Source organism: Echinicola sp. 20G (assembly GCF_015533855.1).
GTDB lineage: Bacteria > Bacteroidota > Bacteroidia > Cytophagales > Cyclobacteriaceae > Echinicola.
The window spans coordinates 1,692,616-1,706,737 of sequence record NZ_AP024154.1; the positions used below are offsets into that span (position 1 = coordinate 1,692,616).

Here is a 14,122-nt window from a genome sequence, read left to right on the forward strand (position 1 = left end):
ATGTTTAAAAAAATACCCCTTCATACTCAAATTATCATTGGCCTGGTCTTGGGGCTGATTTTCGGTTTAGTTGTCATCAAAACCGAAATGTCACCGGACTTTACCATTGACTTTATCAAGCCCATTGGTACTATTTTTATCAATGCATTGAAAATGATAGCCGTTCCATTGGTACTGGCATCTTTGATCGTGGGGGTATCTAACTTGGGAGACATTACCAAGCTGGGAAGAATTGGTGGAAAAACCATTAGTGCTTATATGGTCACTACCGTAATAGCGGTGACCGTGGGCTTGTTATTCGTGAATATTTTTGCTCCAGGAAAAAGCTTGCCAACAGAAACCCGGGAAAGGTTGATGGAACAATTCAATGAGGTAGTGGGCGATAAATCTTCACAGGCTGCTGAACTGCAGGAACAGAGCCCATTGAAACCTTTGGTGGACATTGTTCCAGAAAATGTCTTCTTATCAGCTACTGATAATGGCAGCATGCTTCAGGTGGTATTTTTTGCGATTATAGTGGGGATAGCATTATTGGAGATACCTAAGTCAAAGGCTAGCCCTGTAATAGCGTTTTTCGATGGGATGAACGATGTCATCATCAAAATAGTGGGCTATATCATGCTGATTGCGCCCTATGGCGTTTTTGCCCTAATGGCTTCACTGATTGTGGAGATTGCAGGGGATAATCCCGATTCGGCCATCGAGTTGCTATTTGCCTTGCTAAAATATAGTTTACTGGTAGTGGCAGGCTTATTGACCATGATCATTTTGGTTTATCCAACCATCTTGAAGGTTTTTACCAAAGTAAAGTACAGGGATTTCTTCCAAGCGTTGAGACCCGCTCAATTATTGGCTTTTTCCACTAGTTCGAGTTCGGCGACATTGCCAGTAACCATGAAGCAAGTGGAAGAGGAAATAGGAGTTTCAGAAGAGGTAAGTAGTTTTGTCTTACCCTTAGGGGCTACCATCAACATGGATGGTACCTGTTTGTACCAAGGTGTGGCTGCTGCATTTATTGCCCAAGCTCTGGGGATGGACCTGACCTTGACACAGCAGTTGATGATTGTGTTGACGGCTACTTTGGCATCTATTGGGACTGCAGGAGTGCCAGGAGCTGGATTGATCATGTTATTGATTGTACTCGAATCTATTGGTGTGCCTTCAGCAGGTTTAGCTTTGATCCTTGCCCCAGACAGGATTCTGGACATGTTCAGGACAGTGGTCAATGTAACCGGAGATGCTACGGTATGTACCGTTGTGGCCAGTACAGAAGGAGAATTGCCAGAAGGATTGATCAGGGAATCCAATCCTTTGACATCTACACCAGAATAATAAAATCGATCAAAGAGGAACTAATCACCTCATTTGATGTTTGAATTGCTAGAAGCTAAAAATTAAGACCATGTTACAAGCGCAGAAAAAGCCGGTACATATTTATATGGAAGCCAACCCCAACCCAAATTCACTGAAATTTGTGGTAAACTTTATGTTGACAGATGATGGGGTAAGCTTTGATTATCCTGATGAGAAGAGCACCGAAAACTCTCCTCTTGCCAAGGAGCTTTTCAACTTTGCGGCGGTAGAGCGAGTATTTATCACCTCTAATTTTGTGACGGTGACCAAGACAGATGATGTGGACTGGCCGGAAATCCAGGATCATATCCGGGAACATATCAAACAATACTTGGAAGCAGGTAAATCCGCTGTAAATGTAGTTTTGGATAAAGATCCGTTGTTTGATGAAAACGATAGTGAGACAGTAAAGAAAATCAAAGGAATCTTGGACGAATACATTCGGCCTGCAGTAGAACAAGATGGTGGTGCAATTATCTTCCACAGTTTTCATGAAGGAACGGTGAAGGTGCTGTTACAGGGTGCTTGTTCAGGTTGTCCTTCAAGCACGGTAACTTTGAAAGCGGGGATAGAGAATCTTTTGACCAGAATGTTGCCTGATGAGGTGAAAACCGTAGAGGCAGAAGGAATCTAAAAATAAAATTAAACTGTCAAGGTCATTCGTCTCAACGAATGGCCTTTTTTTTGCTTTTTGCAGACAAAGCGCTTGTAAATTATGCTAAGGAAAAACTGGACCTGGACCATATTGGGTGTCACCTGTTTGATTATTCGGTATTTTGCTGTTCGGTTTCCTGAGGATACTGAACATTTTTACTCTAGAAATTTTTTTCCTGTCATCAGAAATGTCATTGACATAAGTATTGCACGCTTGCCTTTTCCTACTATCTATTTGTTCTTTTTAGGACTCTTGATTGCCTTTGGCTATTACCTTTGGAAAATTAGATTGAGGAAAGGTTGGCTGGCCAAGTTGCTTTTTACAGGCAGGTGTACCTTGAATTTTATAGGCTTTCTGGTTTTTTTATTTCTCTTCCTATGGGGTTTTAACTATCAAAGGGTTCCTATCTTTGAACAATTGGACTTAAAACCCAAGGCACTTGAGAAAGAAGTATTGGTGAGGGAATTGGAGCTTACCAGAAATATTCTTCACCAACTTCGGCCACATATCACTGAGGATACCACTGCGATTGGAAGTACTATTCCTTATAAAAACCTGGAAAAGGTAGTCCGGGCAACCATTAGGGAAAACCTCTATATGATGGGCCTCAATTTTACAGGAAATCCAAGGACAAAGGAGTTGTATCCCGGAGGATTGTTGAGAAAGCTTGGGATATTGGGCATTTACTTTCCCTTTGTGGGGGAGAGCTATATTGACCCGACCATGCACCCTTTGGAGAAGCCATTTACCATTGCCCATGAGATGGCCCATAGTTATGGGGTGACCAATGAAGGAGAGGCGAACTTTATTGGCTGGGTGATTTGCTCCAATAGCGATAACCCACTGTTGCAATATTCTGGCCAGCTCAGATTACTGAGTTATCAACTCAATGACTTGTATCGCTTGGATGCACCGGGTTACCGACAATTTATTACTACTTTGGATAAAGGACTAAGGAATGATCTGATAGATATTTCAGAAAATCATAGGCAAATTGAAGCGATTTCCTTGGAGCTCAGTAGAAAATCAAATGACCTTTTCTTGAAATCCCAAGGAGTGAAGGCAGGTGTCAAAAGTTACGCCCAATTGCCCATGCTGGCCTATGCATGGAGAAATAAGCTCAAAGGGATGGAGTAATACTGCTTTTTTATATATTTAAGAAGTTTTTAGTTTAAAATAAAAAATTGTTTAAATGAATCGATTCATTTTTGTGACTATCCTGTTTTTCGGGGTGGGTATAAGTGTTCAGGCGCAAGATTTAAAAGTAGAAAGTGAGCGTGACAGGGACAATAACATTTCATTGATCTGTGATAATAGCACTTCTGGTGTCTATACACTATTGATTGATGTACCTCGTCATGATAATTTAAAGCCTAATAGTTCTTTGCCGGCTGTAAAGACCGTCCAGCGTGGCAGAACCAAGGTTTTGGAACTGGATAGGATCAACCCTAACCAAAGTGATGGACTCCAGTACAGCTATCGGTACTATAAGGGATTTATCAAATCTAAGTTGGAGGATGTGACTTATAGTCTGCCATTTCCAGATCGGAGTTTAGCCAGGGGTGTTGAATTTAGCCATCTCAAAGAATATTTGAATACGGGAGAGAAGCCTGATGGATTTTATGCTGTAGGCTTTTTCTTTGAAGAAGAAACACCTGTTTTGGCATCTAGAAAAGGACTTGTAATAGAAGTAACCGATGACCAAATTGTCACCAAAAAGAACCTCATTTATAGTCGAGTGAAAAACAGTGTCGAGATATTACATGATGATGGGACTTTTACCATAATATCTGTGATGAAGCCAGGGTCCATCAAGGTGGAGCCTGGGCAAGAGGTCAATGTGGGAGATGTATTGGGCCTTTCTGGAGGAGAAAACTATGATTCCGGTTATCATATCAGACTTTTGACGCAAAGGTTGGTGAGGAAAAATAGGGAAGAGTTGGCCTATGAAAATATAGTCATGAAATTTCTCGATGCCAACCAAGGAGCGGTAAAGATCAGCAGTGGAAATACTTATGAAGCTACTTTTCCAGAGGAACTGATTACAGCCGAGATGAGCAAAAGAGACTATAAAAGATGGCTCAAGACTCAGTGACAGTTTTTTGTTTTTTCTTCCTATTCCCAATCCATACACCTAGAATTACGGCTACTATGCCGATATAATGTCCCGGCAGAAGCACTTCGCCGTCAATCACTCCCCAGGCTATGGCTACAATAGGTATCAGGTAAGTGACCATGCTGGCAAAAACGGGAGTAGCTATTTTGACCAATCCATTGAAGATGATCAGGGCGATGGCGGTGCCCAGCACACCGAGAATGGTCAAGTAGCCTACTGCTAGCAAAGCCCCTTCTTCGTGGACTACTTTCATGGAAAACTCAGTGCCGGCCATTAAGTAGAGCAATGCTACTGGGAGCACTAACAATAAAGAGATTGCTGTGATCTCAACTGGCTTTAAAGCCACAAACCAATGCTTGATGATGTTCAAATTGATGCCATAGCAAAGGGTAGCCAAAATGACAAAGAAGGCATAGCCATTGATATCAGCAAAGCCACTGAAACTGGAGCCTTCCTTTACACTGATCAGGACTACTACTCCGATAAAGGCAATGATCAATCCGAGACTGTTTCTTCCCGTGATTTTTGAACCAAAGAATAAAGCACCGATAATGACAACAAACAATGGAGTGAGGGCATTGAGCACGCCTGTGATGGAGCTGCTCAATTGGGTCTGAGCTTTTGCAAAAAGAAAGGCAGGGATAAAGCTGCCCACCAAGCCTGCTACGATAAGGTTACCTACCTGCTTTTTGTTCAGTTTTTTCAGCCGAGGCAATGAAAGTGGTAAAAGTACCAAAGCGGCAGAAACAATCCTGTAAGCCCCCACCTCTCCAGCAGAAAAGACAACCAGCCCTTTCTTGATTAGGATAAAGGAACTTCCCCATATCAAGGAAAGCAGCGCTAGCAATAGCCAGCTACGCAGCGTTTGATCACCAGTAGTGTTGGGAGTCATTTGTTTCGGTTTAATAGCTTATCAAGTCTTCACAAAAGTAAACTTTTCAGGTAACACCAAACAGGATTATAAAGTTGCTTGCAGAGAAGTTCTTTTAAAGAAAAAAGGTTGACCAACCGGCCAACCTTCAACATGTCGCAAAGTTCTTTTTTATATTTATCCTGCTACGAACTGATAATCTGCAAACTGAACTGCCACCTCATCCAGCACTGCAGCCACTTCATCATAAGTATCAGCGGTAACCATTTGCATGCGGTAAGGCTTAAAATTGGGCATGCCGCGGAAATAGTTCGTGTAATGCCTTCTCATTTCCAGGATTCCTAATTTTTCCCCTTTCCATTTCACAGAAAAGTCCAAATGCTTTTTAGTGATGCGGATTCTTTCATTTAAGTCTGGTGCTGCCAGTTTTTCACCTGTTTCAAAGAAATGCTTGATTTCGTTGAAGATCCAAGGGTAGCCAATGGCGGCTCGGCCTATCATCATGCCATCTACCCCAAATCGGTTTCGGTAGTCCAGGGCCCGCTCAGGGCTGTCGATATCTCCATTTCCAAAAAGAGGGATGTGGATGCGTGGGTTTTCCTTGATTTTGGCCAAATAAGTCCAGTCAGCTTCTCCCTTGTACATTTGCTTTCTGGTGCGGGCATGCACACTGATGGCCTGAATACCTACATCCTGAAGTCTTTCGACCACTTCCACAATACGGATGGTGTCACTGTCCCAGCCCAAACGGGTTTTTACAGTAACGGGAATTTTGACAGCTTTGACAATCTCGGCGGTCATGGCCACCATTTTGTCTATATCCAATAGGATGCCAGCTCCAGCACCTTTGCAGGCGACTTTGTTGACTGGGCAACCGTAATTAATGTCCAGGATATCAGGTCCAGCAGCTTCAGCAATGGCTGCCGCTTCCCGCATGGACTCAATTTCATTTCCGAAAATCTGAATTCCAATAGGGCGCTCGTATTCGAAAATATCCAATTTCTGAACACTCTTGGCCGCATCACGGATCAGTCCTTCTGAACTGATAAATTCCGTGTACATCAAGTCTGCACCATTTTCCTTACATACCGCTCTGAATGGCGGATCGCTGACATCTTCCATCGGTGCCAGCAGTAAGGGAAATTCTCCTAAGGCTAAGTTTCCTATTTTTACCACAACTGATTTATAATTTTCCCGTAAATTTACCCCAATTATGGAGATTTATAAAACCCAAAGTCAAATTGCTGCAAAACACAACTGGTTATTGTCTCTGGTTGTTCTTGTTTTGATCACTTTTGGCGTACTCGCACTGACTCAAGGAATTGCACTTGTTCTGATCCCATTTTTGTTCAATATCCCTTTTGAGGACATCCTACCCCTGTTTCAGGGTGAATTGGATCATCCCAATGGACGAATGGCCATGCTATTCCTTCAAGGTCTTGGCGGTGGACAGGCTTTTCTTTTGGCTGGATATATTTTTTCCAGGTTTGTAGAAAAAGCAAGTCTCGGATGGGAACAACAGTTTAACCGCGTAAAGTTCAATAGTTTACTGTTAATGTTTCCATTGCTGTTTGGATTTATTTTATTTGACTCGGCAATAGTGGAGTGGAATATGAATGTGGACTTTCCGACATTTATGCAAGGATTCGAGGATTTTGCCCGGGAAATGGAAGACCAGGCCATGGCGTTGACCAAGTACCTCACTGATTTCGAAACACCTGGAGAGTTTATTTTGGGCTTGCTCGTTATTGGTGTTTTTGCAGGTATTGGTGAAGAATATCTGTTTAGGGGGATTGTACAGCCCAAATTCCACCGATATACCGGGAATGCCCATTGGGGAGTGTGGATTGCTGCTTTTGTCTTTTCTGCCATTCACTTTCAGTTTTATGGTTTCTTTCCTAGGATGCTTTTGGGGGCGTTGTTTGGCTATTTATACCTGTACTCGGGAAGCTTAGTTTACCCGATGTTGGGACATGTTCTGAATAATTCCTTTACTTTAGTGATGGTGTACTTGAACAAGCTGGGAATGGTAGAGTTTGATATTGAAGAGGCAGATGGATTTTCTTGGTATGCGGTGCTGTTGGGATTAGTAATATTTGTATTCTGCATGCGTGTTTTTATTTCCCAAAACAGCAATACCCCTTCTGATGGAAAAGTGGCAGAAAGTATTTGAGTCAGCTATACTTATCCGGGCTGAGATTGTCAAGGGAGTTTTGCAAGAGCATGATATTACCGCCATTGTGCTCAATAAAAAAGAATCAGTTTATCAACTTCATGGAAGTTATCATGTGATGGTTACTTCTGAAAATGCCTTGGAGGCAGTTAATATTATCAAGAATGAGATATCGTTTTAATATATCCAACTACAGTGAGCTGGCACAGCGGGTCATTACTGCATTGATCGGAGCGGGGGGAATTGTAGCTGGATGTGTCTATAGTGAATGGACCTATTTTGTGATCTTTGGAGCCATTTTAGGGTTTTCACAAATGGAATTTTATAAGCTTTCCGGACTGGATGGGATGTTGCCTTTGAAGAGTTTCGGTACATTCTTGGGCTTATTGATCTTTATCATGTCCTTTTTGGTGGAGATGCAACACATGGCCGACAAATACTACTTTCTGATTTTCCCCATGGTCTCCTTGATCTTTTTTATCAAACTTTACAGGAAATCGGATAAGAAACCTTTTACAGGGATTGCTTATACTTTCTTGGGGATCTTCTATGTGGCAGTGCCATTTTCCTTGCTGAATATGGCTGCTTTTTCGGTGGATGGAAGCTTTCATTATGAAATCATTGTGGGCTCATTATTTATTTTGTGGGCAAGTGATAGTGGAGCGTATTTTGCTGGAACAAAATTCGGTAAGACGAAGTTGTTTGAGAGAGTATCTCCCAAGAAGTCTTGGGAAGGAAGCTTAGGTGGAGCGGCCACGGCTATTGCCACGGCATATATATTGAGCAGGTACTTTATGGTCATTCCCGAATGGAAATGGTTTTGCATTGGAGGAATCATCATTATAGCGGGAACATATGGAGACCTGATCGAGTCTTTATTCAAGCGAAGTATTGCAATCAAAGACTCTGGAAAAGGACTTCCCGGACATGGCGGATTTATGGATCGATTTGACGGATTGTTATTATCGGCCCCATTTATAGCTGCCTTTTTGAAAATATTTTAAAAAAGGTGTATTGATATTGAAATAGTGCCTAATATTGCATCGTAATTAAGTCTCTAAAAAAACCAAACCCAATTATGGCTTACATTGAACCGGCTCCTATAAAGGATAAAGAAAATCCACTGGAGTCAATGATGGAGAGGTTTAACATTGCAGCAGAAAAACTGGGCCTCTCAGAAGAGGTTTACAGTGTGCTCAAAAACCCCGCAAAACAAGTTATTGTTTCATTGCCGATCACCATGGATAATGGCAAGATCAAAGTATTTGAAGGAATCAGGGTGATCCATTCAAATATTCTGGGACCTGCCAAAGGCGGTATTCGCTTTGCCCCAGATGTGCATATTGACGAAGTGAGGGCCTTAGCGGCTTGGATGACTTGGAAATGTGCGGTGGTAGATATCCCCTATGGTGGTGGAAAAGGTGGCGTAAGGTGTAATCCAAGAGAAATGTCTCCTGGAGAGATCGAACGTTTGGTTAGGGCCTATACCTTGGCAATGATTGATGTGTTTGGTCCGGACAAGGACATTCCGGCTCCTGATATGGGAACTGGTCCAAGAGAAATGGCTTGGTTGATGGATGAATACTCCAAGGCCAATGGTACTACTGTCAATGCTGTGGTAACTGGCAAGCCTTTGGTATTGGGAGGTTCTTTAGGGAGAACAGAAGCCACTGGTAGAGGTGTAATGGTCTCCGCTTTGGCAGCCATGGAAAAATTAAAGATCAATCCTTTTCAGGCCACTTGTGCGGTACAGGGTTTTGGGAATGTAGGTTCTTGGGCGGCTCTGTTGTTGGAAGAAAGGGGACTGAAAGTAGTATCCGTTTCTGATATTTCCGGAGCTTACTATAATAGCAATGGGATCAATATTCAGGAAGCGATCAATTATAGAAATGGTAACCTTGGGACTTTGGAAGGGTTTAAAGGAGCTGAAAAGCTTTCTGATCCAGCTGAATTGCTAGAGCTTGAGGTGGATGTATTGGTGCCAGCTGCGGTGGAGGATGTGATTACCAAGAAAAATGTGGATAATATCAAAGCCAAACTGATAGTGGAAGGTGCCAACGGGCCTACCTCTTTCAATGCAGATAAGATTATCAATGAAAAAGGTATCATGGTCGTACCGGATATCTTGGCCAATGCCGGCGGAGTTACTGTTTCCTATTTTGAATGGGTGCAAAATAGGCTTGGCTACAAATGGACCGCAGAAAGGGTCAATAGACGTTCCGACCGAATCATGAAAGAGGCTTTTGACCATGTATATAAAGCATCTGTCAAATATGATGTGCCTATGCGGATTGCAGCTTATATCGTTGCGATTGACAAAGTAGCCCAAACCTATCAATTCCGTGGAGGCTTCTAATAGAAGGAAAGTTTGAAAACATTATTATATTGAGGAGGAAGATCAGAGAAGAAAATTCAATTTGAAAGTAAATCTCCAAAATTGAGTATTTATCCTTAAATTTGCCTCCTTAATTTTAAAACATGACCATACACAAAGAAGGAAGAAAATTATTATTCTGGATGCTGGTGATCCTTACAGGGATCAATATAGCTGCGTATCAGATTTTGCCGGGACAGGAACTTGTCCTGAACCTTATTCTCTTGGCCAGTATAATTATCTATTTGCTGGTTTTGCAGTTCTTTAGAAATCCCAACATTGCTTTACCGGATGATGAAAGTCTGGTGTATGCACCCGCAGATGGTAAAGTAGTGGTTATTGAAGAAGCAGTGGAAGACGAGTTTTTGCAAGAGAAGAGAAAGCAAATTTCCATCTTTATGTCTCCGGTCAATGTCCATGTGAACAGATCCCCGATCAGTGGTATTGTGGAGTATTTCAAATACCATCCCGGAAAATACATGGTGGCATGGCATCCAAAGGCCAGCTATGAAAATGAAAGAACAACCATGGTGATCAAGCATGCAAAAAGTGATGTGAAGCTGTTGGTGAGGCAGATTGCTGGTGCTGTTGCCAGAAGGATCAAGTATTACGTTAAAGAAGGAGATCCTTTGGTGCAAGGTGGCGAGTTTGGTTTTATCAAATTTGGTTCTAGGGTGGATGTTTTTGTTCCCTTGGATGCAGAGATACTGGTAAATATTGATGATACCACCAAAGGTGGTGTGACTCCTCTGGCACGATTAAAGTAAAAAGTAGAGCAAGTATTAAGGCTATCCGCCATGGCGGATAGCCTTTTTTGTTTTTATCCTGAAGTAAGTCCTAATTTTTTCCAAGTGTATACCTCACACCGAAATTTCCCCTAACAACCAAATACCCTGCGGTAGGACTGAGTAATGGAGTGGCTTCCAATAAAATAGCCAATTTTCTATTTTCTTGAATGGGTTTAATAGAAAGGAGAAAAGGAACCCCATATTTCTCGGTCTCCTCGTACTCAGAAAAACCTACCATTAAGCCACCTGATACATTGTACCAGTCTGACCTGTAAAAGTTATACTGGCAAATCGCCTCAAGACCGAAGCCTCTGACATAAAAGTCGCCAGCGGATAAACGTCCTTCTACAAAGAATTTGTTTTCAGGGTTTGATCCAATTCCGATTTGGGTAAAGTTTGCATTGGTATAGATTCCCGTGGTTACTTGAGCATTCGCGAAATGCTGCATACAAAATACAAGTCCAAAAAGGACTAAGCTTAATTTTAAATAATTCATATGATAAGTGGTAGTTTAAAGAATTGGCAAACCTAACAAAAGTCGGGACACCAAAAAAATATTATACAACTTGTCATTTGATCAGTTTATACACGCCATCAGATGTTTGGTGATACAAGTCAGCCAGAGCCGGAATATGTTTTGTCAATTCCTTGAAAGTACCTTCTTGATCGTAAATGACTTCTGGCCTTTCTCTTTGGAGGTCCAAATACACTTCAATCATCTTTTCATGACTGGAAAAATTGGTTAGCACCCTTTTGGAAAGTCTATAGTTAAGAAAAGGGCTTGCGATTTGGGTATTTTGATAAGCACTGATTTCGTCACCCAATACAAGAATCTTTTTTCCATCAGCAGGAGTTGGTTTCTTTAAGGTATAGTTCCAGCTTTTTTCGGGTTGGATTTTATAGATAGCCCAACTATAACCCACCGCTGGAACAAGGATAAGGAAAGAATAAAGCAGTATGTTAAGTTGCCTCTTGTTAATGAGGTAAATAAAGATTTGGGCAGTAAAGTAGGTCAAGCCCGGTAATATGACAACCATCTGATAAGGAGTTCTTCTGTTGGCAATAAAAATCGACAGTAAGGCAAAAAATGAAAATAGAATCATCAGTTGTTTTTGCTTTTGCTGGTTTACTGTAATGTTGGTGGTGACGGTGCCGATAAGATAGCCAATAACCGAAAACAGGATGGGTGCTGCGATTAAAGCAGCCAAATCCAAGTAGGTGACGTGGGGATAGCTGGCCGTAATTCTAGTGGCTAATACAAATTCAGTGATAAATTCCTGCAGTCCCCCGATCCAGAAGAAATAAATACAGCAAAGGATAAAAGGCTGAAAATATCCTACCAGAGAAAGCACCAACTGGCTAAATGTAAAACCGCTGACGGAAATGCCTGCCACAATCATAAATGGCAGAAAAACAATCAACGGAAAGTGAAAGCATGCAGCGATACCTCCAAATATTCCTACCAGTAAAACAGATTCGGTGTTTTCCTTATTGATCAATGTTTGGGAAAAAAGCTGTCCCAAAGCCAAAATAATAAAGGTGGTCCCCATCAATGCAGGGGATAAAGTGAGCAGGTCAAAAGAAAAATGGAATAGGATGATCATGACCATTGCTGGAAGATAGGTGTAGTCATCATAAGCTTTGTAGGCGATAAAAAGTCTATTGATATAGGTGACCTGGAATAAAATAATGAGGGCAGCAAGAGCCTTATACGTCCACCATGACCTTCCTGCGACCAGGTCTATTAGCCAATAGATATATGCAGACAAGGGGCCAATATCATCCACCACATCCAAGTACAGAAAATAGCCAGAGCTTAGCCTTTCTCCTACTAGCATCCATGATAGCTCGGGAGCCAACAAGGGAATATCCATCAACAAATAAGGTATGCTTAATACGGAGAAAAGAAGGATGATACCTATAATTCTAAATGGGTCATTTATTCTGAAAAAACTTAGCAAGGGAATTATCTCGTTGAAGGTTGCGTATTCTAAACGTACGAAATTAAAGGTTAGTCATTTAAATCACTAAATTTGTACGGATAATTATTCAATATGGAAAGCAAGAGACAACAAAAGTATTCAAAGTTAATTCAAAAAGAAATTGGTGAGATCTTCCAGAGGGAGTCTAAGCCCTTGGTAGGAAATGCAATGGTGACAGTGACCAGGGTTTTGATGAGCCCAGACCTGGGAGTGGCCAAGGTATATCTCAGCTTTTTATTGGCCAACAATAAAGAAATGTTGGAGAATATTGATTCCCATAAAAAGGAAATTAGAAGACATTTGGGAAACAGGATAGGGAAATCCGTTCGTGTAGTGCCGGAATTGATTTTTTATCCAGATGACTCTTCTGCTTATGCTCAGCATATGGACAAGGTTATCGGTGATCTTAATATTCCTGAAGCACCAGAGGAGGAGGATGAAGACGAAGATTGATTTTTCGAAAAAATGATTACCTTTTAAGATCATTTTAGAAAATGAAAAAATAATTGTCTGTTTTAGATCAACCAATTCAGTGAACCTATCCTTTTTTATTGCATCCCGGTATTTTCGAAGCAAAAAGAAAAGAAACTTTATCAATGTTCTTTCATGGATTGCCATGGTAGGAGTGGCAGTAGGCACTACTGCTTTAATCGTGGTACTTTCTGTTTTCAATGGATTGGAAGATTTGATCAGGGGGCTTTATGGCTCCTTTGATGCGGATTTGAAGATTGAAGCCAGCTTGGGCAAGTCATTTGAAGCGACGGAAGGCTGGTTAGATAGTCTCAGTAATGTAGAAGGGGTGGCTGTTTTGACTGAAGTAGTGGAAGACAATGCGTTGCTCAAATATGGGGATGACCAGATCATCGTTACCATGAAAGGTGTGAGTGATAATTTTTTGGACGACCATCGTTTCAGCACTGGGAACTTAACAGGTGATAAAACTTTGGGGACTGATTTGATGCCAAAGGCCATTGTGGGACGAGGTGTTGGTTATTTTTTAGGCATAGACCCAAAGAACGAATTTGAAAAATTAAGAGTGTACTACCCTAAGGCTCCCCGAGCAGGCACATTGGACCCAAGACAAATGTACAATTCTGGTATGTTGGGATTTGGAAGCTTTTACAGTGTGGAGAAGAAGTTTGATGACAATTATGTAGTGGTTCCCTTGTCTTTTGCTTTGGATGTGATGGATTATGGGGATAAGAGAACATCCTTGGAGGTTATGGTAAGTGAAGGTCAGGATGTGGAAAAAGTAAAAGATAGATTGAGGGCGATTTTGGGAGATGCTTTTACCATAAAAAACAAAGACGAGCAACATGCCGGCTTGATTAGGGCCATCAGAATAGAAAAGCTGTTTGTTTTCATCACGCTTACTTTTATCCTAGCAGTTGCTTCCTTTAATATTTTCTTTTCACTGAGTATGTTGGCCATTGAAAAGAAAAAAGATATTGCGGTCATGTTGGCGATGGGGGCTACTGAAAAACTCATTCGATCCATTTATATCAAACAAGGAGCGATCATTGCATTTTCAGGAGCATTGATTGGCTTGGTATTGGGGTACCTTTTGTGCTGGCTGCAGCAGAGTTTTGGCTTAGTTTCTTTAGGGGTAAGTTCTTCTGTGGTCAACAGCTATCCAGTTGAAATCATTTGGACGGATTTTGTCTGGACGAGCTTGAGTGTACTTATGATAACTTTTTTAGCTTCCTATAGACCTGCTACTATTGCCACAAAAGTCAATACCATAGAGCATTTATAAAAAAAAGGCCAGATAAAATCTCTAGGATTTTATCTGGCCTTAATTGATGTTTTT

15 protein-coding genes are annotated in these 14,122 nt (G+C 41.5%); 11 read left to right on the forward strand and 4 right to left on the reverse strand.

What is annotated here, in order from left to right:
• The 4 genes from JL001_RS07515 (at position 1) to JL001_RS07530 (ending at position 4,103) form a co-directional block, all read left to right on the forward strand.
• Positions 1-1,332, forward strand: a complete 1,332-nt coding sequence (locus JL001_RS07515) for a dicarboxylate/amino acid:cation symporter (RefSeq protein ID WP_200975505.1) — start codon at positions 1-3, stop codon at positions 1,330-1,332.
• 70 nt (positions 1,333-1,402) lie between these two features.
• Positions 1,403-1,987, forward strand: a complete 585-nt coding sequence (locus tag JL001_RS07520) for a NifU family protein (RefSeq protein WP_200975506.1) — start codon at positions 1,403-1,405, stop codon at positions 1,985-1,987.
• Positions 1,988-2,068: 81 nt separating this feature from the next.
• Positions 2,069-3,145 (forward strand): DUF3810 domain-containing protein, encoded by a 1,077-nt coding sequence (locus JL001_RS07525; protein ID WP_200975507.1) that lies wholly within the window; start codon positions 2,069-2,071, stop codon positions 3,143-3,145.
• Positions 3,146-3,200: 55 nt separating this feature from the next.
• Entirely contained in the window at positions 3,201-4,103 is a 903-nt protein-coding gene (locus JL001_RS07530; RefSeq protein WP_200975508.1) for a M23 family metallopeptidase, read from the forward strand.
• Here JL001_RS07530 and JL001_RS07535 read toward each other — a convergent pair.
• Together JL001_RS07535 and dusB are read right to left on the reverse strand one after the other, a co-directional pair.
• Positions 4,090-5,016: a DMT family transporter gene (locus JL001_RS07535; RefSeq protein ID WP_200975509.1), complete on the reverse strand. Its 927-nt coding sequence runs from the start codon at positions 5,014-5,016 to the stop codon at positions 4,090-4,092. The two genes, JL001_RS07530 and JL001_RS07535, sit on opposite strands and share 14 nt — an antisense overlap.
• A 156-nt stretch (positions 5,017-5,172) precedes the next feature.
• Entirely contained in the window at positions 5,173-6,171 is a 999-nt protein-coding gene (gene dusB / locus JL001_RS07540) for a tRNA dihydrouridine synthase DusB (RefSeq protein ID WP_200975510.1), read from the reverse strand.
• 37 nt (positions 6,172-6,208) lie between these two features.
• On the opposite strand from dusB, the gene JL001_RS07545 reads away from it, so the two are divergent.
• The 5 genes from JL001_RS07545 (at position 6,209) to JL001_RS07565 (ending at position 10,309) form a co-directional block, all read left to right on the forward strand.
• Positions 6,209-7,168 carry a CPBP family intramembrane glutamic endopeptidase gene (locus JL001_RS07545; RefSeq protein WP_200975511.1) on the forward strand — a complete coding sequence of 320 codons (960 nt, stop codon included), beginning with the start codon at positions 6,209-6,211 and terminating at the stop codon, positions 7,166-7,168.
• The gene (locus JL001_RS07550; protein ID WP_200975512.1) at positions 7,143-7,349 is read left to right on the forward strand and encodes a putative signal transducing protein; all 207 of its coding nucleotides are present in this window, start codon (positions 7,143-7,145) and stop codon (positions 7,347-7,349) included. Before JL001_RS07545 ends, JL001_RS07550 begins: the two co-directional genes overlap by 26 nt.
• A complete protein-coding gene (locus tag JL001_RS07555) occupies positions 7,333-8,172 on the forward strand; it encodes a phosphatidate cytidylyltransferase (protein ID WP_200975513.1) in 840 nt (279 codons plus the stop codon). Before JL001_RS07550 ends, JL001_RS07555 begins: the two co-directional genes overlap by 17 nt.
• A 74-nt stretch (positions 8,173-8,246) precedes the next feature.
• On the forward strand, positions 8,247-9,524 hold the full coding sequence (locus tag JL001_RS07560; protein WP_200975514.1) for a Glu/Leu/Phe/Val dehydrogenase: 1,278 nt from the start codon (positions 8,247-8,249) through the stop codon (positions 9,522-9,524).
• Positions 9,525-9,646: 122 nt separating this feature from the next.
• On the forward strand, positions 9,647-10,309 hold the full coding sequence (locus JL001_RS07565; RefSeq protein WP_200975515.1) for a phosphatidylserine decarboxylase family protein: 663 nt from the start codon (positions 9,647-9,649) through the stop codon (positions 10,307-10,309).
• 70 nt (positions 10,310-10,379) lie between these two features.
• On the opposite strand, the gene JL001_RS07570 is transcribed toward JL001_RS07565, so the two are convergent.
• Complete coding sequence (locus JL001_RS07570) at positions 10,380-10,778, reverse strand: hypothetical protein (protein WP_200975516.1); 399 nt, start codon at positions 10,776-10,778, stop codon at positions 10,380-10,382.
• Between the two features lie 121 nt (positions 10,779-10,899).
• Entirely contained in the window at positions 10,900-12,204 is a 1,305-nt protein-coding gene (locus JL001_RS07575; RefSeq protein WP_236252742.1) for a hypothetical protein, read from the reverse strand.
• Positions 12,205-12,384: 180 nt separating this feature from the next.
• Between JL001_RS07575 and rbfA the strand changes: the two genes are divergently transcribed.
• Positions 12,385-12,765 carry a 30S ribosome-binding factor RbfA gene (gene rbfA, locus JL001_RS07580; RefSeq protein ID WP_200975518.1) on the forward strand — a complete coding sequence of 127 codons (381 nt, stop codon included), beginning with the start codon at positions 12,385-12,387 and terminating at the stop codon, positions 12,763-12,765.
• A 79-nt stretch (positions 12,766-12,844) separates the two neighbouring features.
• Positions 12,845-14,068, forward strand: coding sequence for an FtsX-like permease family protein (locus tag JL001_RS07585; RefSeq protein ID WP_200975519.1), 1,224 nt, complete (start codon positions 12,845-12,847; stop codon positions 14,066-14,068).
• Positions 14,069-14,122: the final 54 nt, after the last annotated feature.